The sequence below is a fragment of the Asaia spathodeae NBRC 105894 genome (assembly GCF_025994195.1).
GTDB classification, from domain to species: Bacteria; Pseudomonadota; Alphaproteobacteria; order Acetobacterales; family Acetobacteraceae; genus Asaia; species Asaia siamensis.
In genome coordinates, this window is the sequence record NZ_BAPY01000005.1 from 135,974 (window position 1) to 161,127 (window position 25,154).

22 protein-coding genes, 1 tRNA gene and 1 riboswitch are annotated in these 25,154 nt (G+C 59.9%); of the genes, 7 read left to right on the plus strand and 16 right to left on the minus strand.

The genetic code is table 11. The features are described from left to right. Positions 1–81: 81 nt before the first annotated feature. The 14 genes from ftsH to secA all read right to left on the minus strand — a co-directional run bounded on the left by ftsH (position 82) and on the right by secA (position 15,048). The gene (gene ftsH, locus AA105894_RS05210; protein WP_267310790.1) at positions 82–2,004 is read right to left on the minus strand and encodes an ATP-dependent zinc metalloprotease FtsH; all 1,923 of its coding nucleotides are present in this window, start codon (positions 2,002–2,004) and stop codon (positions 82–84) included. 144 nt (positions 2,005–2,148) lie between these two features. Further along, on the minus strand, positions 2,149–3,360 hold the full coding sequence (tilS, locus tag AA105894_RS05215; protein ID WP_267310791.1) for a tRNA lysidine(34) synthetase TilS: 1,212 nt from the start codon (positions 3,358–3,360) through the stop codon (positions 2,149–2,151). Between the two features lie 41 nt (positions 3,361–3,401). Next, positions 3,402–4,256, minus strand: coding sequence for a hypothetical protein (locus AA105894_RS05220; RefSeq protein WP_267310792.1), 855 nt, complete (start codon positions 4,254–4,256; stop codon positions 3,402–3,404). Positions 4,257–4,489: 233 nt separating this feature from the next. Then, positions 4,490–4,966 carry a peptidoglycan-associated lipoprotein Pal gene (gene pal / locus AA105894_RS05225; RefSeq protein ID WP_267310793.1) on the minus strand — a complete coding sequence of 159 codons (477 nt, stop codon included), beginning with the start codon at positions 4,964–4,966 and terminating at the stop codon, positions 4,490–4,492. Between the two features lie 266 nt (positions 4,967–5,232). Beyond that, positions 5,233–6,591, minus strand: a complete 1,359-nt coding sequence (gene tolB, locus AA105894_RS05230; RefSeq protein ID WP_373316728.1) for a Tol-Pal system beta propeller repeat protein TolB — start codon at positions 6,589–6,591, stop codon at positions 5,233–5,235. Positions 6,592–6,620: 29 nt separating this feature from the next. Then, a complete protein-coding gene (locus AA105894_RS05235) occupies positions 6,621–7,616 on the minus strand; it encodes an energy transducer TonB (protein ID WP_267310794.1) in 996 nt (331 codons plus the stop codon). A 17-nt stretch (positions 7,617–7,633) separates the two neighbouring features. Next, the gene (gene tolR, locus AA105894_RS05240) at positions 7,634–8,068 is read right to left on the minus strand and encodes a protein TolR (protein WP_188425012.1); all 435 of its coding nucleotides are present in this window, start codon (positions 8,066–8,068) and stop codon (positions 7,634–7,636) included. A gap of 5 nt (positions 8,069–8,073) precedes the next feature. After that, positions 8,074–8,742 (minus strand): protein TolQ, encoded by a 669-nt coding sequence (gene tolQ, locus AA105894_RS05245; RefSeq protein ID WP_371869809.1) that lies wholly within the window; start codon positions 8,740–8,742, stop codon positions 8,074–8,076. Positions 8,743–8,888: 146 nt separating this feature from the next. After that, on the minus strand, positions 8,889–9,302 hold the full coding sequence (gene ybgC / locus AA105894_RS05250) for a tol-pal system-associated acyl-CoA thioesterase (RefSeq protein WP_188425392.1): 414 nt from the start codon (positions 9,300–9,302) through the stop codon (positions 8,889–8,891). Beyond that, entirely contained in the window at positions 9,289–10,347 is a 1,059-nt protein-coding gene (gene ruvB / locus AA105894_RS05255; RefSeq protein WP_373316730.1) for a Holliday junction branch migration DNA helicase RuvB, read from the minus strand. Before ruvB ends, ybgC begins: the two co-directional genes overlap by 14 nt. An 88-nt stretch (positions 10,348–10,435) precedes the next feature. Then, positions 10,436–11,041 carry a Holliday junction branch migration protein RuvA gene (gene ruvA, locus AA105894_RS05260; RefSeq protein ID WP_267310795.1) on the minus strand — a complete coding sequence of 202 codons (606 nt, stop codon included), beginning with the start codon at positions 11,039–11,041 and terminating at the stop codon, positions 10,436–10,438. Further along, positions 11,038–11,544: a crossover junction endodeoxyribonuclease RuvC gene (ruvC, locus tag AA105894_RS05265; protein WP_025823960.1), complete on the minus strand. Its 507-nt coding sequence runs from the start codon at positions 11,542–11,544 to the stop codon at positions 11,038–11,040. Before ruvC ends, ruvA begins: the two co-directional genes overlap by 4 nt. After that, entirely contained in the window at positions 11,541–12,290 is a 750-nt protein-coding gene (locus AA105894_RS05270) for a YebC/PmpR family DNA-binding transcriptional regulator (protein ID WP_267310796.1), read from the minus strand. The genes ruvC and AA105894_RS05270 overlap by 4 nt, the downstream gene beginning before the upstream one ends. A 31-nt stretch (positions 12,291–12,321) precedes the next feature. After that, on the minus strand, positions 12,322–15,048 hold the full coding sequence (secA, locus tag AA105894_RS05275; protein WP_267311027.1) for a preprotein translocase subunit SecA: 2,727 nt from the start codon (positions 15,046–15,048) through the stop codon (positions 12,322–12,324). A 362-nt stretch (positions 15,049–15,410) separates the two neighbouring features. Here secA and AA105894_RS05280 point away from each other — a divergent pair, with 362 nt between their 5' ends. From AA105894_RS05280 to AA105894_RS05300, 5 genes are all read left to right on the plus strand, one after another. After that, positions 15,411–16,328, plus strand: coding sequence for a peptidylprolyl isomerase (locus AA105894_RS05280; protein ID WP_267310797.1), 918 nt, complete (start codon positions 15,411–15,413; stop codon positions 16,326–16,328). Positions 16,329–16,449: 121 nt separating this feature from the next. Further along, positions 16,450–17,685, plus strand: coding sequence for a bifunctional glutamate N-acetyltransferase/amino-acid acetyltransferase ArgJ (argJ, locus tag AA105894_RS05285; RefSeq protein ID WP_267310798.1), 1,236 nt, complete (start codon positions 16,450–16,452; stop codon positions 17,683–17,685). 283 nt (positions 17,686–17,968) lie between these two features. Then, positions 17,969–19,204: an NAD(P)/FAD-dependent oxidoreductase gene (locus tag AA105894_RS05290; protein WP_267310799.1), complete on the plus strand. Its 1,236-nt coding sequence runs from the start codon at positions 17,969–17,971 to the stop codon at positions 19,202–19,204. Positions 19,205–19,230: 26 nt separating this feature from the next. After that, the gene (locus AA105894_RS05295) at positions 19,231–19,989 is read left to right on the plus strand and encodes a 2OG-Fe dioxygenase family protein (protein ID WP_373316731.1); all 759 of its coding nucleotides are present in this window, start codon (positions 19,231–19,233) and stop codon (positions 19,987–19,989) included. 72 nt (positions 19,990–20,061) lie between these two features. After that, positions 20,062–20,625 carry a hypothetical protein gene (locus AA105894_RS05300; RefSeq protein WP_267310800.1) on the plus strand — a complete coding sequence of 188 codons (564 nt, stop codon included), beginning with the start codon at positions 20,062–20,064 and terminating at the stop codon, positions 20,623–20,625. 26 nt (positions 20,626–20,651) lie between these two features. Here AA105894_RS05300 and AA105894_RS05305 read toward each other — a convergent pair. Beyond that, positions 20,652–20,725, minus strand: a tRNA-Gly gene (locus AA105894_RS05305). A 102-nt stretch (positions 20,726–20,827) separates the two neighbouring features. Beyond that, a riboswitch (SAM riboswitch) is annotated at positions 20,828–20,907 on the plus strand. Between the two features lie 64 nt (positions 20,908–20,971). Between AA105894_RS05305 and metZ the strand changes: the two genes are divergently transcribed. Beyond that, complete coding sequence (gene metZ, locus AA105894_RS05310) at positions 20,972–22,159, plus strand: O-succinylhomoserine sulfhydrylase (protein ID WP_267310801.1); 1,188 nt, start codon at positions 20,972–20,974, stop codon at positions 22,157–22,159. Between the two features lie 36 nt (positions 22,160–22,195). Then, complete coding sequence (gene apaG, locus AA105894_RS05315; RefSeq protein WP_267310802.1) at positions 22,196–22,669, plus strand: Co2+/Mg2+ efflux protein ApaG; 474 nt, start codon at positions 22,196–22,198, stop codon at positions 22,667–22,669. Here apaG and AA105894_RS05320 read toward each other — a convergent pair. After that, on the minus strand, positions 22,629–25,007 hold the full coding sequence (locus AA105894_RS05320) for a ligand-binding sensor domain-containing diguanylate cyclase (RefSeq protein ID WP_267310803.1): 2,379 nt from the start codon (positions 25,005–25,007) through the stop codon (positions 22,629–22,631). The genes apaG and AA105894_RS05320 overlap by 41 nt on opposite strands. Positions 25,008–25,154 lie beyond the last annotated feature (147 nt).

Sequence of the window (25,154 nt, forward strand, 5' to 3'; positions counted from 1 at the left end):
CACGACCCTCTTCAAGCATAGCCTGTATTACGAAAAAAGGGGGGCTCTCGCCCCCCTTTCTCTCATAGTCCTGATCTTGGCTCACCCTGCCTGAGGTGAAGGATCAAGGGCGTCGGTTTCACCGACAGGTTCCGGCTTCACCGTCGGCACCGAGGCGCGGCGGTTATCCGGAGCGGAATCATCGACAGCCACGCGCTCCACTGGCTCACCACGAATAACCTTGCCGACTTCGTCACCCGAGAGGGTTTCAAACTCGAGCAACGCATTCGCGAGACGATGCAGATCATCGATGTGCTCCAGCAGCAGGGCATGAGCCCGGCGATAGGCCTCGTCGACGAGTTCCTTCACCTCACGGTCGATTTCACGCGCCGTCTGTTCAGAGACATTCTTGTTCTGCGTTACCGAATGCCCGAGGAACACTTCCTGACCGTTATCGCCATAGGCAATCATGCCGAGCTTGTCGCTCATGCCCCATTCGGTAACCATGCGGCGCGCCAGATTGGTTGCCATCTTGATATCGCCCGACGCGCCCGTGCAGACATTCTCGGCACCGAAAATAAGCTCTTCAGCCACACGACCGCCCATCGCCAGAACCAGATCAGCCTTGCACTGAGCCTTGCTCTTCGAATAGCGATCGCCCTCCGGTAGGCTCATGACCATGCCAAGCGCACGACCACGCGGAATGATTGTTGCCTTGTGCACAGGATCGCAACCCGGAGTCAGGATCGCGCAGATCGCGTGTCCACCTTCGTGATAGGCCGTATTACGCTTCTCTGAATCGCTCATCACCAGTGAGCGGCGCTCGGCCCCCATGAGCACCTTATCCTTGGCATTCTCGAACTCGAGCATGGCGACCGTACGCTTGCCGAGACGGGCGGCAAGCAGCGCCGCTTCGTTCACAAGGTTCGACAGATCGGCACCCGAGAAACCAGGCGTGCCACGGGCGATGACCTTGGGATCGACGTCAGAGGCAAGCGGCACCTTGCGCATATGCACACGCAGGATCTTCTCGCGACCAGAGACGTCCGGGTTAGGCACCACAACCTGACGATCGAAGCGGCCGGGACGCAGCAGCGCGGGGTCAAGCACGTCCGGGCGGTTGGTGGCGGCAATCAGGATCACACCTTCATTGCTCTCAAAACCATCCATCTCGACCAGCATCTGGTTGAGGGTCTGCTCTCGCTCGTCGTTACCACCGCCGAGACCAGCGCCACGATGGCGGCCCACAGCGTCGATTTCGTCGATGAAGATAATGCAGGGTGCTGATTTCTTGCCCTGCTCGAACATGTCGCGGACGCGGGACGCACCAACACCTACGAACATCTCGACAAAGTCGGAACCGGAAATCGTGAAGAACGGCACGTTGGCTTCGCCGGCAATGGCGCGCGCCAGAAGGGTCTTGCCTGTGCCTGGAGGACCAACAAGCAGCGCACCCTTGGGGATCTTACCGCCAAGGCGCGTGAACTTCTGGGGATCTTTCAGAAATTCGACGATCTCTTCAAGCTCAGCCTTCGCCTCGTCGATGCCAGCAACATCATCGAAAGTGACGCGGCCCTGCTTTTCGGTCAGCAGACGGGCCCGGGACTTGCCGAACCCCATCGCACGACCGCTGCCGGACTGCATCTGACGGAAGAACAGAATGCCAATCCCGAGCAGGAAGATCATCGGCAACCAGCTTGTGACTGCCCGCAGGATGGGACTGCCATCGGCGTCGAGCGGCTTGGCGACAACCTCAATTCCCTTGCCAGTCATACGGGGCACAAGGCCCGGGTCGACGGGGGCATAGGTCTCGAAGGATGTGCCATCCTTGAGCGTACCGGTGATGTTCTGGTTCTGAACCACCACCGAACGCACCTTGCCCTGATCGACGTCAGTGACGAAATCGGAATAGGCGAGTTGCTGGGAGGCGTGCTGGCTTCCACTTGGCTGGAACGCCAGGAAGAGCAGCAGCGCCAGAACGATGATGATCACCCAGAGTGCCAGATTACGGCCGAAATTGTTCATCACTGTCTCTATTGTTTCCAAACTTTGGGTCGAAGACTGCTCGACGATGACACGACAGTCCCTGGTTCTCTGCCAGGGACCGGCAGCAACCACACTTTGCGAACTAACATAAGCATTCGGCAGTATGTTCCCACCCCCTTGCGATCAAGTTTTCACTGTTTCGCGGTATTCCGGCCAGAATGAAGGATCGCTGAGGGGCATGGCCGGACTGAAAGAGAAACGCAGCCTCGCCCAATGAGGCGCAGCAAAGGCACCCAGTTGGGGCACGGCCATCAACCGTGTCCCGATCCAGAGCGCAGGCAGCCCGCTCAGGATTTTTGCCGGCAGCGTATGGTCTCGAAAGTGACGGGCCTCGGCGCCCAGAGCCCCGATTTTCGTCCCCGGATCTGGCACTTCGCCCCGAAGGGTGAACCGTCCGTCCCATGTCACGCCAGACTGCGCGGCGATACGTCCGGCAATCGCGGCTGGCTCTCTCACCAACAGCCAGGTTTTACCTAGTCGCCCGGCAGCGCAGAGCTGCGCGCCCCCCAGTGTTACCGGCCTTGGCGCTGCGATCAGGGCGGCAAGAGCCTGAGGAGACGGTGGATAGACGGCACCGGAGACACTCTGCCAGAGTCGCCCGAGGAGGGCTGGATCGCCGGGCAGAGAGTCCATAACCACAAATCCCAGTGGATCGGCCTGCAGTTTAGAAAGTGCCCCAGCGCTCACCAGAGCGGCCTCGTTTCGTCGTCCTGCATGAAGAGCAAGCTGCGCGCGAGCCGCCCTATGGCCGGATTGATCAAGGGAAAGACGAATACGAACGCGCTCAAACACAGGATTGCGATTGCTGGGATCCTCAACCCACTGGATCCCTTGCTGCCGCAGGGTCGCCCTCAGACGTTCCGGCGCGACTTCGAGCAGTGGTCTGAGGTACCGCAATTGCGGCGTCTCTCTCGCGAACGCCATGGCGGCCAAACCATGGGTCGAACTCCCATGGGCCTCTCGAAGCAGAAAAGTCTCGACCTGATCGCGCTCATGGTGGCCAAGCGCCAGATCGAGAATACCACGGGAAAGACAGGCTGCCTCGAGCGCCTCATAACGAGCGATACGGGCATTCTTCTGCAGGCTCCCCGTGCGGATAACGGAGTCGAGCCTGAGAATGACAGAGGGGATATCGAGCGTCTGCAGTCGGGACGCCGTCTCCTCCGCCTCGGCTGCAGAATTGTCTCGCAGACCATGGTCGACAATGAGCGCCAGAACCGCACGGCGCCAGCGCCGCATCAGCCAGGCAAGGCACAGACTATCTGCCCCGCCTGACACGGCAATACCGATGGGAAACCGGGCCTCATCAGGGAGGAAAGGCCCGAAAACAGACATCAGGCTGGCGAATTGACTCTCGCCAACCGGGTGAGCTTTTCTCAATGGCAGCTTGCGCGGCCCTTGAAGGTTGTCACAGCGGCCTTCACGCGAGGCGTGGCCGAGGGAAATTCAGCGTCCAGCTTCTGCAGGGCCTGACAGGCAGAATTCTTGTCTCCAAGCGCCAGCATCGACGCGGAAACGCCAAGCAGCGCCTCAGGCGCACGCGGCGATTTCGGTGCGCGGTTATAGGCATCGAAATAGGCGACGGCCGAGTCACGATACTGCTTTTGACCGGCGAGAGACTGAGCGAGCAGAAACTGCGATTCGAGCTTGCCATTGGGTGTCTTGGCCAGTTTCAGCGCCTGACTGGCATCACTTTGCGCTGTCGCGTAATCGCGGCTCTTGAGTGCCGCCTGCCCGGTCTTCAGCAGTTCAAGCGCCGTGACCGGCTTGTCGGCTGCGGCAGGGGCTGCGGGGGGCGTGGCTGGCGCGTCGGATGCCGCAGGTGCCGTCGCCGGTGCACTGCCACCGCCGCCATTCTGCGCTGCAAACTGCATGTCGCCAATCTGCTTGGTGAGAGTCGCGTTTTGCGTCTGGACCTGATTCGTGAGCTGATCGAGCTCCCCGCGCATTTCCCGGTTCTCGTTTTCGAGGGTCGAGACACGCTGCAGCAGCTGCGAAACCAGATCGCCACTGCCAGCCGGAACAGACGGCGCTGCACTCCCACTGGAAACAGGAACGCTCTGCGCGCTGGACTGAACCTGCTGAAGCTGTTCGCTGAGCTGCTGGATCTGGTTCTGAAGGGCGATGCCTTCGCGGCTCGTGACCTGAGCCTGTGCGGCAGAAGCGCCTAGCACGGAGAGCAGGGAAACGGTCGAGAGGATGAAGAACCGGGAAACTCGGGCACCGCGCATGGCGCATCCTTCAGTCAAATCGTGGGAGCGGGCAGCATGCCACGCAAGATTGCATTCACCATAAAACAAAACCGGCTGACGCATAAGCGCCAGCCGGTTTCGAAGCTTTGCTCGCTGGGTACCGTATCAGGCGGTTGAAGGCCTGACACAGAAACTTCTCCCCGTCCCGCTTTCGCAGGACGGTCCGCCGTCAGAGGTCGGTCGGAGAAACGCCCTTTCGAGCGTCGAACCGATTACTTGACCGAGGTGATCCCGTTACGGTTCTGAGCCCATGCCTGCTCGTCGTCACCATCGGCGGTCGGACGATCCTTACCGTAAGAGATCGTCGAGATGCGCGAAGGAGCAACGCCCTTGGCGACCAGATAGTCGCGCGCTGCGTTTGCACGACGCTGACCCAGAGCAATGTTGTACTCTTCCGTGCCGCGGTCATCGCAGTTGCCGGCGATCTGGACGCTGACCTGCGGGTAGCGGGCGAGCCAGGCTGCCTGCTTGTCGAGGGTTGCCTGCGCATCGCTGGAGAGCGTGTTGCGGTTCAGGTCGAAGAAGACGCGATCGCCGACATTGGCGACCAGATCGGCTTCGCTACCGGGCGCAGCGCCGGTTTCCTGAGCCGTTGCGCCTGCACCGGTCGATGCACCCTTGTTTGATTCGTCCGAGCAGGCAGCCAGAACGACTGCCAGACCAAGCGCACCGAGAAGCTTGAAATTCATTTTTGCCAACCCTGAATATAGTCCCCATCCGGGACCAGGAAGCGTGACGACAACTAATTACGAAGGTCGGAGTTCCCGTTTTGCTTGCTGGTTACCAGAACCATTGGGCCTCACCGATCCCGACGACCAAGATCGGCCATACTCATTCCTGAGAACTGCGGTCAAGCGGGATGATAACCGTCACGAGCCAAGTCGCGCGGAATTCATGAGAAATTCAGAAACTAGTGTCTCCGACGCCACAAAAAGCGGCGCCGGGGACACGAAACTCAGCCCTGCAGCGGCGACCAGGCCGGATCGGATGCACCGGTTTCGGTACGGATCGGACGCTCGTGGAAACCGGTGATGTCGATCGTTCCGATTCCGCTCGAGAATCCGGCGCCACCGGCACCAGCCGCAGACTGGCGGCAGAAGGCAATCACGCGGCCATTGGGGCAGAAGGTCGGGCTCTCTACGGTGAAGCCCTCTGTCAGGATGCGCTCACCCGAGCCATCGGGGCCCATCACGCCCAGAGAGAATCGACCGCCGCTGAGACGGGTAAACGCAATCTGGTCCCCACGCGGCGACCAGACGGGCGAACCGTAAGTGCCATGACCGTAGGAAATGCGTCGTGCCCCGCCGCCCGATGCGCTCATCATGTAAAGCTGAGGGGAACCGCCACGATCGGAATTGAACACGATCTGGCTGCCATCCGGGCTAAAGCACGGGCTGGTGTCGATCGCACCCGAATTAGTAATCTGACGCTTGGCACCCGACCCCAGATCGACAACGAAGATATCTGACCCACCACCACGCGTGGCCGACAGAACGACCTGGCTGCCATTGGGAGAGAAGCGCGGCGCGAAGGAAATGCCGTCGAACTCACCGAGCATACGCTGGCTGCCTGAGCCCAGATCGAACGTATAAACGCGCGGACGGTTATTCGCGTACGACATGAACGCAATCTGGTCACGCACCGGATTGAAACGTGGCGTGAGGGTCAGCCACTGTCCTGAAGTCAGGATGTGATTGTTTGCCCCGTCCTGATCCATGACGGCCAGACGCGTGATCTGGTGATGGCGCGGGCCGGTACGGGCGATATAGGCAAGGCGGGTATCGAAATAGCCCTTATCACCCAACATGCGCTCATAGATCACGTCAGCAATCGTATGAGCAATGCGACGCCAGTTCGAAGACGACGCAGTATACGCCGTTCCCTGAATCTGTTCACCGGTAAGCACGCTCCAGAGGCGCATCTCGACGCGGGTGCTAGACGAGCCTGCCGCACTACCCGTCACCGCTGCACGAGCGCCCTGAGCCTTCAAAGCTGCAAAATCGGGAGATCCAGAGGTGCCAGGCAGGACGGTGAATAAACCGGTCGAATCGAGATCCGAGGACACCACACTGGTAATCTGCTCACCAAGCCCCGGCCCGAACGAGGGAATCGAAATCGGTATCGGCGCCGTGCGTGCCTGATCGACCGTAATGGCTGCCGCACCCGGAGCATCGCCAGACTGGGCGAATGCAGAGAGCGGTGTCGCCAGAAGTCCTCCCGCTGCAATCGATGTGCCGAGCAGCGATCTGCGAGAAAACAGGGAAGAAAGGAGTTGGGCCTGATCGTCGGTCAAAACGGGCATATCGGCTGGCATGAGGTATTTTCTCTTGGTCTCAGGGGAGGTCATGGACGGAACACAAATATCAAGTCGTGAGATTTGCCCAGAAAGCCTGAAGGTACGGGAAGTTTCGCACAGCGAGGGCTCAAGACAGCTTCCCGTGCGCGCTCAGCGAGGGCGCGATACGACGGATCAGCATTCATTTTTGCCTGGGTCGCTGGAGTAAAACGCACGATTCTCGCCTCGCCATTCTGATCGACAGTTACGATCAGGTAAGCACTAAATGAGGCATAATTACGGGCAGCAGTGTCTTCCGTATAACAGGGTCGCACCCCGCTTCCGATCGCTTTTTGCTGGGCATCGCTCAATGCACTCGTGATGTCGCCATTAGGAGAACCGCCACCGTTTGGCGCTCCGCCCTGCTTTGGATTTGCGCGCGCTTTCGGCGGATGAGTCTGCTTCTGATCGGCACGGAAGGCATCCAGCGTCGCCAGCAATGAATGCGAGTCGGTTTGCGTCTTCTTCGCGGGATTGGGCTGCGTGATATGCGAGAAACTTGGCGTCTCAGGCAGCTTGTCGACTGGCTGGGTCTGCGGCGAAGGCGGCGCGACCTGCTTCGACGTCGATGGCGGTGACGGTTTGGGCGGCGCGGCCTTGATCGGCTCAGCCGAGTCGTCGACCATCTTCTCCGGCGTTTTCACGTCGGGTAAAGGCGGCGTCTTGCTCTCTGCCGGTGGCGGAACAGCCTGAGGCGGCGGCGGCGGCGGCTGAGGCTCTTCAACAGGCTCAGGCGTGGGCGGCGTCGGCGCCGGCGGCGCATCTGTCGGTGTCGGGGCAGGCGCGGGAGCGGGCTTGGGCGCAGGCGTATCCGCTTTGTGCGGCGTCGCTGGCGGGCCGGAATCCTCGAAAGCCATTTCGATCGGCGGGGGTTCGGGGGGCTCGGGCGGCTTGCTCATCGGCAGCCGCACGAGAAGAAAGCCGATGAACAGCGCATGCGCTGCAACCGACGCTCCCAAAGCATAACGGAAGCGCCGGACATCGGACCGACGGGGACGCAGCAAGGCTGCTTCTCCTCTGGTTACTGGCCCGCGGCGGGCTGCTGGGCAAGCAGCGCCACGTGCGTGAAGCCACCCGAGGTAATCTTCCCCATGATGTCCATCACCTGACCGTAATTGATATGAGCATCGGCACGCACGAAGATGCGATGCTCCTTGTCGTTCTGTGCCGCCTGCTGAAGCTGCGCCACCAGCTGGTCGGCCGAGACAGGATCTTCACCCATGAAAATGCTGCCATCAGCCTTGATCGACACCGTGATCGGCTTCGTATCGGCGTTGAGCGGGCTCGCATCGGTCTTGGGCAGATCCACATTGACGCCACTCGTCATCATGGGGGCTGTCACCATGAAGATGATGAGCAGCACCAGCATGACGTCCACAAGCGGGGTCACGTTGATTTCCGACGCCGGGCGTCGCCTGCGGCCGCGCGCGGGGCCGCCCCCTGCAGACATGCCCATCGGTCTTAGCTCCGCTCTTCCGACTGGCGCGACAGGATCGCCGCGAACTCGGTGCCGAATGCATCCATACGCTCGGCGAAGTGGTCGAGCGCGCTGCTTGTCACGTTATAGGCGACATAGGCCGGAATGGCGGTCACGAGACCAATGGCTGTCGCGAAAAGCGCTTCGGAAATACCCGGCGCCACCACCGACAGATTGGTGTTGTGCATGGCGGCAATCGAGCCAAAGGCATGCATGATGCCCCAGACCGTGCCGAACAGACCAACGAACGGCGCAACAGGACCGATGGTGGCAAGGGCCACGACACGACGGCTGAGGCGGTCCATCTCACGCGTGACGGTGATGTTGATGGCGCGATCCACACGGTCGCGCACGCCACCGCGTGCAAGATCGATGCCGGTGATACGCGCCGAGCGGCGCCATTCGCCCATGGCTGCGCCAAATACGGCAGCCATCGGATGAAGCGGCTTGGCGCCGTCGGAGTCGTAAAGATCCTCAAGGCTGCCACCGGACCAGAAGCGGTCCTCGAATTCCGTCGCTTCGCGATTGACGCGACGCATCAGAATGATCTTCTCGATGATCACGGCCCAGACAAAGGCGCTGCACAAGATCAGCCCCAGCATGACCAGCTGCACCACGATGGACGCATGAAGGAACAAGTCCAACGGTGACAAACCAGAAGCGGCGGCCCCTAGGTCAGCCGCATTTACCGCTCGATCCAAAAAAACCTCCTGAGGCTTCGTTCTGCGTCACGCCTATACAGTGCAAGCGATACCGGCGCCTATCCCGAATCGTTACGCGCAATCGTTCCCGCCGATCCTCAGCTCTGGTTCGATAACGCCTGCAGGGAAGCACGCCATCGCGGCGGAATTCGGGCGGGCCGCCCGGAATTCTGCATGATGCATGCCAGCTCGACTGTCAGCGTGGCGGCACGCATGTCGCCACACGTCACGATCTGACGCAACTGGCAACGTGCGGCCCCTACCGTATCAATTGTAGTTGTGATCTCGGCCCAATCATCCAGACGCAGGGGCTGGTGATACTCTATGCCCAGCTTCGTTACGACAAAGACGAGACCTGTTTCTTCCTGAAGGGCGGAAACAGGCGTTCCGGCCATCCGCAACGCCTCGGTGCGCGCCCGCTCGGCAAAGGCGAGGTAACGCGCGTGATAGACGATTCCGCCTGCATCCGTGTCTTCGTAGTAAACGCGAAAACCGGTCTTATGCGCCTTCATCATTTTCTCTCAGCAGATCGAACTGGGCAGCGCTGGCCGAGGCAGGCGCCTTCATGCCCAGATGGGCCCAGCCACGCTCACCGAGCATGCGCCCTCTCGAGGTACGCAGCACGAGCCCTTCCTGGATCAGATAGGGCTCGATGACATCTTCAAGCGTGTCCCGCGCTTCGGCCAGAGCCGCAGCCAGGGTTTCGACACCAACCGGCCCACCATGATGATGCTCGGCGATACGCAGCAGATACCGGCGATCCATCGCATCCAGCCCGACCGAATCGACTTCCAGACGTGACAGTGCAGCATCGGCCATCGGGCGTGTAATCGCCCGCCCCTCCGGCGCACCCACCGCAGCGAAATCACGAACACGACGCAGCAGCCGACCGGCGATGCGGGGCGTGCCACGCGAGCGCATGGCGATTTCCTCTGCGCCTTCTTCGGTCAGGTTCATGCCGAGCTTTGCGGCACCACGGGAGACGATCGAACGCAGTTCCTCGGGCGTATAGAAAACGAGACGCAGGGGAATGCCAAAGCGATCGCGAAGAGGCGTTGCAAGCAGGCCGGCGCGTGTCGTCGCGGCAACGAGCGTGAAGGGCGCGAGATCGATACGAACGGAGCGCGCCGCCGGTCCCTCGCCGATAATCAGATCAAGCTGGAAATCCTCCATCGCGGGATAGAGCACTTCCTCGATCGCAGGCTGCAGCCGATGAATCTCATCAATGAACAGCACGTCATTAGGCTGCAGATTCGTCAGAATGGCTGCGAGATCGCCCGCGCGCTGGATGACCGGCCCAGATGTGGCCCGAAACCCCACCCCGAGTTCGCGCGCCACGATCTGCGCAAGCGTCGTCTTGCCCAGTCCTGGCGGACCGTGAAGCAACACATGATCGAGCGCCTCGCCGCGGCTGCGGGCCGCCTGAATGAAGACGGACAGGTTTTCGCAACTCGCACGCTGCCCCGTGAAGTCTTCCAGTGTCTGCGGACGCAGCCCGTGATCACTGTCATCCATGCGGCGCTCGGGGTTCAGGGCGCCCCGATCTGTTTCACTCATGATCCTGCTCCGCCCGCTCCCTGGCCTAACCGTGTGGTTGAACGCTTACCTGAATCCTGCCGGAGCTGTTCAGACCTCCCTGCCGGGCTCATCGGGCCAGATCCTTCAGAGCCAGCCGGATGACCTTGTCGAGGCTCGCCCCCTCATGGTCAACAAGAATACGGCTGAGAACCGGCCATGCCTCGGCACGACGGAACCCCAGACCGGCCAGAGCCTGCAAGGCATCCGCCTCGACGCTCCCGACCGCAGACCCAGCAACTTTCCCCAATGGGGCTGCGCCGCCGCCGGGCATCTTGCCCACCTTGTTCTTGAGTTCGGTCACGATGCGTTCGGCCAGGCGTGCCCCGACGCCTGCCGCTCTGGTCAGCATCGCCTTATCTCCCGCACTGATCGACAGAACGAGATCTCCCGGCGTCGAAACGGAGAGGATGGCAAGCGCCACCTTGGCCCCCACCCCCTGCACCGTCGTCAGCAGACGAAACCATTCCTGTTCTTCCGAGGCCAGAAACCCGAAAAGCTGGATGGCATCCTCACGCACCACGGTCTCGATCAGAAGACGTGTCTTTTCAGGTGCGGAAGGCAGATTGGCGAGTGTTCGGCTGGAGGCAGAAACGAGATAGCCCACCCCATTTACATCCAGAATGCAGCGATCCGTTTCCGTGCTGACAATAATGCCGGTCAGAAGTCCGATCATGCCATGCGCTTTCCGGCCTGAACGAGACGCGAGGTCTCTCGATGATGCGCATGACAGATCGCCACTGCGAGAGCATCGGAAGCATCGGCCTTGTGGATTACCGCACCGGGCAGAAGGCGTTTGACCATCATCGTGACCTGCTCCTTCGTCGCAGCGCCCGTACCCACAACCGACTTCTTGACCATCATCGCCCCATATTCGGCAACAGGCAGGCCTTCATAGGCCGGGGTCAGCAAAGCGACGCCGCGTGCATAGCCGAGCTTGAGTGTCGAGGAGCCGTTACGATTGACATAGGTTTCTTCGACGGCAGCTTCGGCAGGCTGATAGTCACGTATCAACTTCTGCAAGGCGCCGTGCAATTCGCACAGGCGCAGCGGCACCGATTCAGCCCCGTCGGTTGCGATAACGCCTGAGGCTACATGTTGAAGGCGATTGCCTTCAACATCGATCAGACCCCAGCCCATGAAGCGCAGGCCGGGGTCAATCCCGAGAAGTCGGATCAAGCAGCCAGTGCCTGGGCGACGTCGTCGGGAATATCGAAATTGGCATAGACGGCCTGGATGTCGTCATTGTCTTCAAGCACGTCGATCAGCTTCAGGACCGAGCGGGCCTTTTCCTCATCCAGAGTCACCGTATTTTCAGGGCGCCAGTCGAGCTTGGCCGAGCTGGGTTCACCAAAACGCGCCTCGAGCGCGTCACGCACGGCAAAGAGGTTCTCCATGGCGCAGGTGATCTCATGCCCGTCTGCTGTCAGCTCGGCATTATCGGCACCCGCCTCGATGGCGGCCTCCAGCATGTCCTCTTCAGACGCGGCGGCGACCGGATAGGTCACGACGCCCAGACGCTGGAACATGAACGACACCGAGTTGCTCTCGCCCATCGATCCGCCATGCTTAGAGAAAGCGGCGCGTACTTCGCTGGCGGTGCGGTTACGGTTATCGGTCAGGCCTTCGACAATCACGGCGACGCCAGCCGGGCCATAGCCCTCATAGCGCACTTCCACATAGTCCTCGCCACCGCCGGCACCGCTGGCTTTCTTGATGGCGCGCTCGACATTGTCCTTGGGCATGTTGGCTTCACGCGCCGCAATCATGGCAGCACGCAGACGGGGATTGGAGGTGGGGTCGGGCAGGCCCGAACGGGCCGCGACCGTGATTTCACGCAGGATCTTCGCAAACTGCTTGGCGCGCTTCGCGTCCTGCGCACCTTTGCGGTGCATGATGTTCTTGAATTGCGAATGACCGGCCATCAGAGCCTCTCCTCAACCTTGCTTTTTTTCTTCAGGCCAGACGGCCATGACAATGTTTGAATTTCTTGCCCGACCCGCAGGGGCAGAGCGCGTTGCGCGGCGTTTCCTGCGCATAGGTCTGGGCCTCTGACACGTTCAGCCCATCGGCCGAAGGCGCCTGAAACAGACCTGAAGGCTGCATTCCGACCTGGCGCGGCTCCAGCCCTGCAGAAGAGAAGCCCTCGTCATTGGGCGCAAATATCTGCTGCGCCTCGGTTCCGGGGAACGGATCGGCCTGCTGTACCACCTCGATACGTGACATGGTGGTGGTCACGCGCAGACGCATGTCATCCAGCATGGCCGTAAAGAGCTGGAAGGCCTCGTGCTTGTATTCGTTCAACGGGTCGCGCTGGCCATAGGCACGCAAGCCGATGCCCTGACGCAGCTGGTCGAGCGCATGCAGATGCTCTTTCCACACGGCGTCGAACGAGGTCAGGAGAACCTGTTTTTCGATATGGCGCATGATATTCGGGCCGATATTGGCCGAACGCGCTGCCTGTGCCTGATTGGCGGCTTCCTCGACGCGCTGGATGACCAGCCCCGCATCCATACCGTCTTCCTTCGACCAGTCGCTGATCGGCAGGTTCAGGTTGAGAAGCGACAGCAGATCGGCCTCGAGCGCCTCGCTCTCCCACTGCTCTGCAAAAGCCTTTTCGGGAATGCGTGCATGGACCGCTTCCTCGATGCTCTGCTCGCGCAGATCCTGAACGATGCTCGAAACATCCTCCATCGCCATGTATTCACGGCGCTGGGCGTAAACTTCCTTACGCTGGTCGTTCATGACGTCGTCGTATTTGAGGACGTTCTTGCGCATGTCGAAATTGCGCGCCTCGACCTTTTTCTGGGCGCGCTCCAGGGCCTTGTTCAGCCAGGGGTGAACGATGGCCTCGCCTTCCTTCATGCCGAGCTTGGTCCAGAACGCCCCCATGCGCTCGCCACCATAGATGCGCATCAGATCATCTTCGAGCGAGAGGAAGAAGCGCGACGCGCCCGGATCGCCCTGACGGCCGGAACGACCACGCAGCTGGTTGTCGATACGACGGCTTTCGTGACGCTCGGTGCCGATCACATAGAGCCCACCCAGCTCCTTGACCTTGCCATGATTGACCGCGATTTCCTCGCGCAGACGGAGGGTCTCGGCCTCATGCGCCGACTCATCTTCGATCTTTTCGAGGCTCTGGCGGATCAGCATGTCGAGATTGCCGCCAAGCTTGATGTCGGTGCCGCGCCCCGCCATGTTCGTGGCAATCGTGATGGCACCCGGCGCCCCGGCCTGCGCAACGATCTGCGATTCCATTTCATGAAAACGCGCATTCAGCACGCTATGCGGAATTTTCTTGGAGCTGAGCAGGTTCGAAAGATGCTCGCTCTTTTCGATGGATGTCGTGCCTACCAGCACAGGCTGGCCGGATTTCGAGACTTCCTGAATCAGATTGGCTACCGCCTCGAATTTCTCGCGCGCCGTAATGTAGACTTCGTCATCCGTATCCTTGCGCGCGACCGGGAGGTTCGTCGGAATCTCGACCACGTCGAGCTTGTAGATCTCGGCGAATTCGTCTGCCTCGGTCATGGCCGTGCCGGTCATGCCCGAAAGCTTGGGATAGAGACGGAAATAATTCTGGAAGGTGATCGAGGCCAGTGTCTGGTTCTCAGGCTGGATCTCGACATGTTCCTTGGCTTCAAGCGCCTGATGCAGACCATCGGAATAGCGACGGCCATCCATCATGCGCCCGGTGAACTCGTCGATGATGATCACCTTGCCGCCACGCACAATATATTCGACATCGCGCGCGAAGAGCGTATGGGCGCGCAGCGACTGCTGCACATGATGCATGACGGCGATATTATGCACGTCGTACAGGCCGCCTTCATTGAGAACGCCTGCCTCATGCAAAAGCGCCTCGACCTGGTCTGAGCCCTGCTCGGTCAGGATAACCGTGCGCAGCTTCTCGTCACGCTCGAAAGCTTCCTTGTTCTTCACAAGCTCGATGACGACGTCATCGACCGCACGATAGAGGTCCGAGCTGTCATCGGCGGGGCCGGAGATGATGAGCGGGGTACGCGCTTCATCGATCAGGATCGAGTCCACCTCGTCGACGATCGCATGATAGAACGGACGCTGGACCATTTCTTCCAGCGTGTATTTCATGTTGTCGCGCAGATAGTCGAAGCCGAATTCGTTATTCGTGCCGTAGGTGATGTCAGAACCATAAGCCGCACGACGCTCGTCATCCGACAGATTGGGAATGATCACACCGGTGGTCAGGCCAAGGAAGGTATAGAGCTTGCTCATTTCCTCGGCGTCGCGCTTGGCCAGATAGTCATTGACCGTCACGACATGCACGCCCTTGCCTGCGAGCGCACTGAGATAGACCGCCAGTGTCGCCACCAGCGTCTTGCCCTCACCTGTGCGCATCTCGGCAATACGACCCGAATGCAGCACCATGCCGCCCACGAGCTGCACATCGAAATGACGCATGCCCAGCACACGACGCGAGGCCTCACGGCAGACGGCAAATGCTTCGGGCATGATCTTGTCGAGGCTTTCGCCCCCGGCAATACGGCTCTTGAATTCCTGGGTCTTCGCGCGCAGCGCCTCATCGTCGAGCGCCTTGACGGCAGGCTCGAGCGCGTTGATTTCAGGCAGGCGCTTCTGATAGCCCTTCAGTGAGCGATCATTGGCGGTGCCGAACACGGCGCGGGCGATACGAGCGAACATGACTGTCCTTCTGGCGACCTGGTCCGAAACAGACGGACCGCGAACTGAGAGGCGGATTATCCCGACCCGCCCCTTTCGGGCTGTTCCGAAGCCGAAAGCGTCGAAACCCGGAATACGGCGAAAGCGCGGCGCACCCGCCGAAGCAGGATCAGGATCGTCCACGCGGGAAATGAGATAAGGCGCGCCCTTGCCCCGGTCAACCGAGCCCCCTGCGTTCAGGCCGTCTGAACAGGCTGCAATGCACGATTTCTTCATGAAGAGTGCCATCAAAACACGCCAAGTTCCGGCAAGCGGCCTTGCCGCGAGGTAAAGCCTGCGCCATGCTGGCAGAAGTTCCACGAGTTTTTCGAGGTTGTTTCTCCATGCGGCTTATCCGCCCGGCTCTTTTCTGCGCTGCTCTCCTCTCCGGCACGACTCTGGTAGCGCCGTCCTTCGCTGCCCCGGCTCCCGCCGCTCCGGCGAATGCGGCCCCGGCCGCTGCTCCTGCCGACGCCAACCCGCTGATCGCCTCGGTCAACGGCCAGAAGATCTATCTGGATGACGTCAAGAAGGCCGCAGCCGGCCTGCCCCCGCAGGCGCGTCAGCTGCCGCCCAACACGCTGGTCAACATCCTGCTGAACCAGATCGTCAGCCAGAAGGCCATCCAGATCGACGCCCTGAAGGAAGGTCTCGACAAGAAGCCTGACGTGAAGGCCCAGATGCAGGAAGCCGCCGATAACGCGCTGCAGAATGCCTATCTGCAGGAGAAGGTCGGACCGCTGGTCACCGAAGACGCCATCAAGCAGGCTTATCAGGCGAATTACGCCTCCAAGAAGGGCGAGCAGGAAATCCATGCACGCCACATCCTGGTTGCTGATGAGGCCACGGCCAAGGACGTGATCAAGCAGCTGAACCACGGCGCGAAGTTCGAAGATCTCGCCAAGAAGCTCTCGACCGACAAGGGGTCGGGCGCAAGCGGTGGCGATCTCGGCTGGTTCAAGAAGGACGATATGCTGCCGGAATTCTCCAAGGCAGCCTTCGCCATGAAGCCGAACACGATCAGCCAGACCCCGGTCAAGACCCAGTATGGCTGGCATGTCATTCAGGTTCTGGCCTCGCGTGAAGCCCCCGTGCCGCCGCTGGAGCAGGTTCATGACGAGATCCGCCAGCAGCTGATCCGCGACAATGTGCGCGACATCGTCAAGGCCGCTCAGGACAAGGTCAAGATCGTGCGTTACGACGCACAGGGCAAGCCGCTTCCCGACGCGCCTGCAGCCGCTCCTGCTGCCCCCAAAAAGTAAGCGCTAACGCTCACTTTTTACTCAGAAATCCGGTCTTTTCGCCTCATTCAGGGGCGAGGGGCTGGACCTGAGCCCCAAGCCGTGCATCCTCCTTCCGACCTTCCCAGTTCGGAGACAGATCATGGCCAAAGCCCTTCCCCTCTCCCCCCTCGCCCAGCCTTTGCCGCGCCTCGAGCCGGTAGCAGGCGTGCGGCTTGGCGCTGTCGCCGCTCAGATCCGCTACAAGGATCGCCCCGATCTCATGATGATGGAGTTCGAGCCCGGCACGACGGCAGCAGGCGTTTTCACCCGCAGCAAATGTCCCGGCGCTCCCATTGACTGGAGCCGCGCTGCGCTGGCCCAGGGCACGGCACGGGCGCTGGTTGTCAATTCGGGCAATGCCAATGTCTTCACCGGGCGTGCCGGTGTTCTGGCCACCCAGATCTCTGCCGCCGCCGCCGCACGCGCCGTTCATTGCGCCGCCACTGAAGTCTTCCTCGCCTCGACGGGTGTGATCGGCGAGCCGCTGGACGCCGAACGCATCAGTAACGCGATGCCGGGTCTGTATGAGACGCTCACACCGAGCGGCTGGGAAGACGCCGCACGCGCCATCATGACCACCGACACCTTCCCCAAGGCGGCCACACGCAAGGTCACCATTGCAGGCAAAGATGTCACGATTCAGGGCATCGCCAAGGGGAGCGGCATGATCGCCCCCGACATGGCGACCATGCTCGGCTTTGTGGTGACGGACGCCGCTATTTCCCATGATGTGCTGCAGGCCATGCTGCATGTCGGCACGGATCACAGCTTCAACGCCATTACGGTCGATTCCGACACCTCCACCTCCGACATGGTGCTGGTTTTTGCCACTGGCAAAGCCGGACACCCCCCGATCACCTCTCTGGCCGATCCGGAACTGGCTGCTTTCCGTGAGGCTTTCGAATCCCTGCTTCTCGAACTGGCCCTGATGGTCGTGCGCGATGGTGAAGGCGCCTCGAAGCTCTTCACCGTGCGTGTGAACGGCGCTGTTTCCGACGAATCCGCCAAGAAGATCGCGCTTGCCATCGGCAACTCGCCGCTGGTCAAGACCGCCATCGCTGGCGAAGACGCGAACTGGGGACGTGTCGTGATGGCAGTCGGCAAGAGCGGCGAACCAGCCAATCGCGACACCCTCTCGGTCGCCATCGGAGGCACCTGGATTGCCCGCCAGGGCACTGTCGTCGAAGGCTATGACGAAGCACCGGTTGTCGCCCATATGAAGGGGCAGGAAATCGAGATCCAGATCGACCTGGGGCTGGCCAATGGTCATGCCCAGATCTGGAGCTGCGACCTGACCCATGGCTATATCGACATCAACGGCTCCTACCGGAGCTGAGCTTTCCGGCGACCGGCTTTTCAGGTCGGTCGCCCAGCGACGACCAGGGCTGCATTAGATTGCCCTCATAGCCGGGCCTTCTCTTTGTTGAGAACCGCTTGCATCTGATCACGTTCAGATTTAGTACCGTGTCTGTCCATTTTTGATCGTCCGAGGGCTTTCAGCGACTGGACGGACGGATCGATTGCACCCACATTATGGGTCGATAGCTCCGAGAGCTACTCCAAAACGCAATCAGATCAGCGTCGTATACGCGCCCGAACGACGCTGAGGAGGAACAGGCATGGCAAATGCATTTCGCGTGGTCATCATTGGTGGTGGCGTTGCCGGGATGGAAACGGCAATGACCCTCGGTCGTGGGCGTCATCGCCTGATCGAGACCACGCTGATCGACAAGGGTGCCGTGCATTACTGGAAACCCATGCTGCATGAGTTTGCCGCGGGCACCGGCCAGGAATCGCGCGATTGTACGACCTTCGTCGAGGCGAGTCGCCGCTTCGGTTTTCGCTTCGTGCAGAGCTCACTGAGCAGCGTTGATCGCGAGAAGCACGAAATCCGCCTCGCAAATGAAGAGATCGTTCCCTATGACATGCTGATCGTGTCTCTCGGCTCCCGGTCGAATGATTTCGGCATCGAAGGGGTTATGGCCAATTGCACCTTCATCGATTCCCTGCCCGATGCCAGCCTGTTCCATGAAAAATTCCGTGCCGCCTTTCGCGAGGCGGCTGCGGCCAATCGCAAGCTCGATGTGGGCATTGTCGGCGGCGGCGCCACAGGCACACAATTGGCCGCTGAACTCTGCAGCGCCATCGACCTCGCCCCCGGCTATGGCAAGGAAGCCAGAAAGAACATTCTCAGCCTCTCCCTGATCGAGACAGGCAAGCGCATTCTTCCCGCTTTCCCCGAGCGCGTTTCCAATGATGCCCGCAAGCAGCTCGAGGCGCTTGGTGTGAGCGTTCTGACCGAGGCGATGGTGACCTCGGTGGATGAGGAAGGCTTTCACCTCAAGGACGGCCGTGTCGTTCCCGCCGAGCTCCGCGTCTGGGCGGCAGGTGTGCGTGCAAGTGCCGCAACGGAATTGTTCGAAGGGCTCGATATCGCCCGTGGCGGACAGATCGTCGTCAACCATCACATGCAATCGACCCGCGATACGTCGATTTTCGCTCTCGGCGACTGCGCGCGCATCAACGACGCACCGCTTCCTGCCACGGCACAGGTCGCCAGACAGCAGGGCATCTATCTGGGCCGCGCCATTCCCGTCATTGCGCAGGGACGCGAGCCCTCGACATTTGTTTACCGCGATCGTGGTGCCGTGGTCTCGCTAGGTGACTATAATGGTTGGGGTATGGTCGGCTCCTCGACGAGTTTCGGAGGTGGCCTTCTGCGTGGGCTTGCACCGCGATGGTTGCATGATCTGATTTTCCGTCAGCATCAGATCGGCGTCATGGGTCTCGCGCGCGGAACGGCGGCTTTCCTGAAGGCGCATCTGTTGCCGACTCGTCCGCGTCTGGACCAGTAACCTTCGATCAGCGGTAGATTGACGTCATGCCCTTGCAGCGTTCTCAAGTCCTTCCCCCAGCCGAATCGGCGCGCCTCGACACGATGGTCGCGACCCTTCAGGAGAAGGGGTTCGCTTTCGAACGCGGCAAGGAAATGCGTTCCTTCCTCGAAGCCTTCGGCTTTCAGGACTGGGAGAACTTCGCTGAAAGCTGGAACCGCCTCGGCCTCGACCGTTACATGGCCGATGGCGGGCGCTACCGTAAAAGACGCTATGCTACCTACGCACTGACGGGCGGGCGTATCGAGCGCAAACGCCACCAGCCACATTATCAGAGCCGCGATTACAATCTTCTCAATGGCGGCATAGAACGCTGGTTCGGCCCCATTGAGGATGCGATTGCCGCGCATCCCGTCATGCTGTCCATTCTGAATGCCGCTCATCTTCTGGCGCTGCGCATAACACCCGCCTCGACGCAGCCCGATAGCTGGCATGCTGAAATTCACCAGTTCCGCATTGAGGCGCAGGCGGGAAAGAATGGCCGCCCCACACCCGAGGGCATGCATCGCGACGGCGTGGACTGGGTCTTTGTGCTGATGGTCAATCGCGAGAACGTGGCCTCCGGAGTGACCTCGATCCATAATGATCATCGTGAGGAAATCGGTTCTTTCACTCTTGAGGCACCGCTCGATACGGCCCTTGTCGACGATCATCGAGTCTATCATGGTGTAACACCTGTCGAACCGATCGATCCCGCGCGTCCGGCCTATCGTGACGTACTGGTCGTGACGCTGCGTCACGCCTAAAAGAGCAGCAAAGGCAATCTGCCCGCGACTCGCCGAAAGAGCGAGCCGATACTGAATATGAAAGAAATTCCGATGCGTTTTGGTCTTGCTGTGGCGAGTATCGCAGTCATGGGGCTGGCCACACCAGCGAGCCTTGCCCGAACGCATCACGCCACGACAAATACCGCCCAGGCAAAAGATGCCTCAGGGCCTCGGCCGGTCATTCTGAGCGCGCAACCCGGTACCAATCTCGATCAGGTTGCCCGCCAGCTTAACAGCGCCGATCTTGCCGATGCCGCCAAGCATGATGACAATCCGGTTGTTCTCGTTGCGTCAGCCCCGCTTTCGTCCGATCGCAGCGATATGGCGCTGTTCGTACAGCTGCAATCAGCGCGCCTCTGTGGTTCCGCAGGATGCTCGACCTCGGTCTATCTGCGCCATAAAGGGGGCTGGAAGCTAGTTCTGGATTCGGTCAGCGGGGCTATTTCGGTTTTGCCAAGCCGCCATAATGGCATGCATGATCTGCTGATCGACAAGAATGATCGCTGGACCTGGAATGGTTCAGGCTATCAGGACGGCGCTCCTGCCCCGGCTGCCCCCTCGGCCCCAAAAGACAAGACGCCCGAGACGCCGAAGAAAAAACTTCTGCGCGGCTGAACTATTTCGAATTTTCAGGGGAATTCTGGAGCGGGTGAAGGGAATCGAACCCTCGTATGCAGCTTGGGAAGCTGCCGTTCTACCATTGAACTACACCCGCATGGCGCCCCTTCTATCGCAGCTTGTGTCACGATGCAATCACGGGGCATCGGTTGACGAAGCAGGCTCGCTTTGCGCATAGTTCCGCCGTCGCCTCTCGAAGGAGGGCGTCCCTCGCGATTTGAAAGGCCGGATTGCGGCGAGGCTAAACAACAGCGCTAAAGAGGCCCGGGATGTTCTCCATCCCAGGTTTTCCACGGCCAGAATCGCACCACTTCTTTTAGGTGCATTTTGGAGCGTCTTTTCCATGACAGATACATCCTACGGCCCGTCGACCAAGCTGCTTCATCAGGATGTCAGCCGCACCGAGCACGGCGAAACCAGTGAAGCGATTTTTCTGACCTCCGGCTTTGTCTATGACAGTGCCGAACAGGCAGCCGCCACTTTCACGGGCGATGTCGCCCATTATCAATATTCGCGTTTCGGCAATCCGACGACCGATGCCCTGCAAGCCAGACTGGCCCTGCTCGAAGGGGCTGAAGCCTGCATCGTCACAGCCAGTGGTATGGGCGCCGTCTCTTCCGCCCTGCTCGCCCACCTCAAGCAGGGCGATCGCGTCGTGGCCTCGCGCGCTCTTTTCGGCTCATGCTACTGGATCGTCACCACGCTGCTGCCGAAATACGGCATCGAGACTGTATTGGTCGACGGTGATGACTGGGCTGGCTGGGAAGCTGCCCTCTCACAGCCGACAGGGGCAGTTCTGATCGAGAGCCCCTCCAATCCGATGCTCGATATTCTCGATATCGAGCGCATTGCGACACTCGCCCATGAGGCAGGCGCATTGCTGATGGTCGATAATGTCTTCGCCTCACCGGTAGGCCAGAAGCCGCTCGCTCTGGGTGCTGATGTGGTGCTTTATTCCTGCACGAAGCATATCGACGGTCAGGGGCGTGTACTTGGCGGTGCTGTCCTCGGGCGCAAGCAGTGGATCGAAGAGACACTGCAGCCATTCACCCGCAACACGGGTAACGCCCTCTCACCTTTCAATGCCTGGGTATTGCTCAAGGGGATTGAAACCCTGCCATTGCGCGTCAATGCCATGGCAGCAAATGCCAGTGCGGTGGCTCATTTCCTCGAAAATGCGCCCGGTATTGCCCGCGTTTCCTACCCGGGTCTGGCCTCTCACCCGCAGCGTGCGCTTGTTGAAAAGCAGATGAGCAATGGCGGCTCACTCGTTGCCTTCGAAGTTGAGGGCGGCAAGGAAGGCGCTTTCCGCTTCCTCAATGCCTTCAGGCTGATCGCCATTTCGAACAATCTCGGCGATGCACGCTCTCTGGCCACACACCCGGCTACAACGACCCACTCAAAGGTAGATGTGCAGGAACGCGCACGGCTGGGAATCACGGACGGGGCCATACGGCTTTCGGTGGGACTTGAAGACAGCAAGGATCTGATTGCCGATCTCGAGAGGGGCCTCGCCGCGCTCAAAGCCTGATTGCTTTTAGCGTCTCCATGGGCCTACAAGGCGGGCATGTCGCATAAGCCTGCCCCTCCCCGCCTTGTAGCAGACCCGGAAGCAAGTCTTGCCGAAGCCATGGATGCCGCTCCCCGCTATGAAGCGGTGACCAGAGACATCACGATCTGCGTGCGCACGTTTTGGCTTGAGGATCAGTCTCTGCCTGAAGACCATCACTATGCCTGGGCTTATCATATCCGTATCGAAAATGGCGGGGACGAGACGGTCCAGCTCCTGAGCCGGTCCTGGGAAATCACAGACGGACGCGGCAAAACCGATCACATCCATGGCGAGGGAGTTGTCGGCGAGCAGCCAATCCTGGTGGCGAACGAGATTTTTGAATACACGTCAGGCGCGGCCTTGCCGACGCCATGTGGATTCATGCGCGGTCTTTTCCACATGATCGTGCCTGCGACATCGGAACGCTTCGAAGCGACAATTCCGGCCTTCAGTCTGGATAGTCCTCATCGTCTTGGTCTTGTACACTGACGACGATACGGCCTCGCCCCTCAAGCTTGGCCTGATATAAAGCCCGGTCGGCGCGCTCGAGCGCATCTGCCCAGGCTTCTTCTGCTCTTGTGCGCGCTATCCCGACGCTGCAACCGATCGTCAGCGGCCCGATCTTGGTTTCAAACGGGACATCACTCAACCCAGACAACAGGCTCGCGATACGCGCCTGCGCATCGTCAAACTCGCCTTGGACGACAATCAGGAACTCCTCGCCGCCGTGACGGCCAATGATTTCTTCCTGACGCTTCGCCTGAATCAGCCTTGCGCCAATCCCCGCTAGAATTTCGTCGCCGATCGCATGGCCGAAACTGTCATTGATCGATTTGAAGTAATCGACATCAAACAGCGCCAGAGTAGCCGAGCGCATCACCCCCGTGTCATCAGGGCGTGACAATCTCTCGAGCAGACGCATGACGCTGGCCTCGGCAGTACGCCGGTTCATGAGCTTCGTAAGACCGTCCTGACGAGCCTGCTGTTCGAGCGCCGTCTGGGCTGCACGCATTTCCATCGTACGCTCATCGACCAGAGCCTCGAGACGGCGCTGGCGTTTCATCAGATAACGAAAGCGCAGCTTGTTCAATGCATAGGGCAGCGCAATGATCGAGAACGTATAGAGCAGGATGAAAGGCCACGCGCTCCACCAGGGCCGCTGCATACGGATTTCGAGAACGATAGGCTCTGAAACCAGATTCCGATTGTCATTCAGGGCCTGCACAATCAGGCGGGAATGTCCCGGCGGCACGAAATTGTAGCGGATTTCACCGGTCGTCGTCGTGATCCAGTTCCCGTCCACTCCGTCGAGACGATAGCGAAAATAGGTCGTGGAAGAGAGTGCCGTATTCAGCGTACCCAGAGTGACCATGAGCGGATCACGCGAGTACGGCACGGCTTTTTCCGGCAACATCTTCTCACCCAGCATCACCTTGACGAAAACCGGCCTTAGATCCTGTTTCTGAAACAGATGCTCAGGGTGCATGAGATGCGAGACACCGCGAGACGCCGTTATCCAGATTGTTCCGTCCCGGTCCTCGGAAAGACCCTGCTGGTTGATGTTCGCCGCGATCAGACCGTCATCTCTGGTCGCGCGAACCCACTGATGCCCATCAAACCCCGCCAGACCATTCTCCGTTCCGACCCACAGACGCTTCCCTGAGTCCCAGAGCAGACTGAAAACGATGGATGAGCCAACCAGCGAGGGATCGATCTGCTCGATCTTGCGAACATTATTGCCCTCGAGCGTGAGATGCAGAAGTCCGCTACGAGCCCGCAAGCCTCCGATCCACAGATCGTTCTGCGATGAGAAGGTCATGGCAATCGGCTTGAAATCAGCAGAATTCGGCCAATGCGTGACAACAGGAACCCATCGCCCCTCACCGGTTCTGCGATAGAGAAGATTCCCCTCTACGGCCCAAGGGGTACCATCCTTTCTCAGTGCTACCGTTGCGGCGGGAGCAGCAAGCGGCTTTCCCTGCTCATCTCTGGCAATATTCGGCTTCGCTTCCGCGCCAGTAGCGAGAGAAAGTAATCCGTCGTCCGAGGCGATCCAGAGCGTGCTCGTTCGGCGGGAAAAAGCGAGCCCTGTCACGCGTTGTACCGCAAGATGTCGGTCACATTTCAGCGCGGGAGCATCATAGCGGCACCTGAGAAGCGTCGTGTCATCGACGGGCGCCCAGAATGCGCCCTCGCCATCATTCACTCCGAAGAAAAAATTACCCTCGATGAGCTTGCGACCCAGTTCACCACTGGAAAGGGCATAAACACCCTGTCCCGTGAAGACCAACTGATCATCTTTTGTCGGCAGGACAGACCAGACCGCACGAATATCCTGCGGTTCCAAGTTTTCCCAGTCGCCCCAGCCGATCAGCTTGTCGAGTTCGACCAGGTCCTCAGCCGTCCAAAGCTGCTTGTCCCGGTCCACATAGGCGAAAATAATCTCCTGCTCACGGCTGAGATCGTGATTGAGAAAACTCCAATGTCGACCGTCAAATGATCGCAACCAGTTACCGTCGAAAAAGACAGTTGCATCAGACGAGCCCACCGCAAAAGTCGATTTCGTGCCGAGCTGTGCTACATCAAATTCCCAGTCAATAGGGGCTAGCGAGAAGATACCGCGATTGTCGGAAGAGATCAGCGTCCTGCCGCGAAGCATACAGACGTTCAATCCGGGTGGTTTATTTGGACAGACCGAAGCTCCTACTGACTGCGCTGTAGTCAGTATGGCCTTCCCGCTCAGATCATGAATAGACGCGGCGCCTTTTGGAATGACAAGAACCTTGTCACCAGTCTGATAGATTGACGCCTGCGCGGTATCAGGCACGCTTCGCTCATCGCAAGACAGCAAGTCTGGTTTCTGTTGAAAGCGACATTCGTGCAATCCGGCCTTATCCTGCACAAAAACTCGGCCGCCATCGATGAAAATATCAAATATGGGCCCGGTATGATTCGACGGTAGAACCGCGAATGA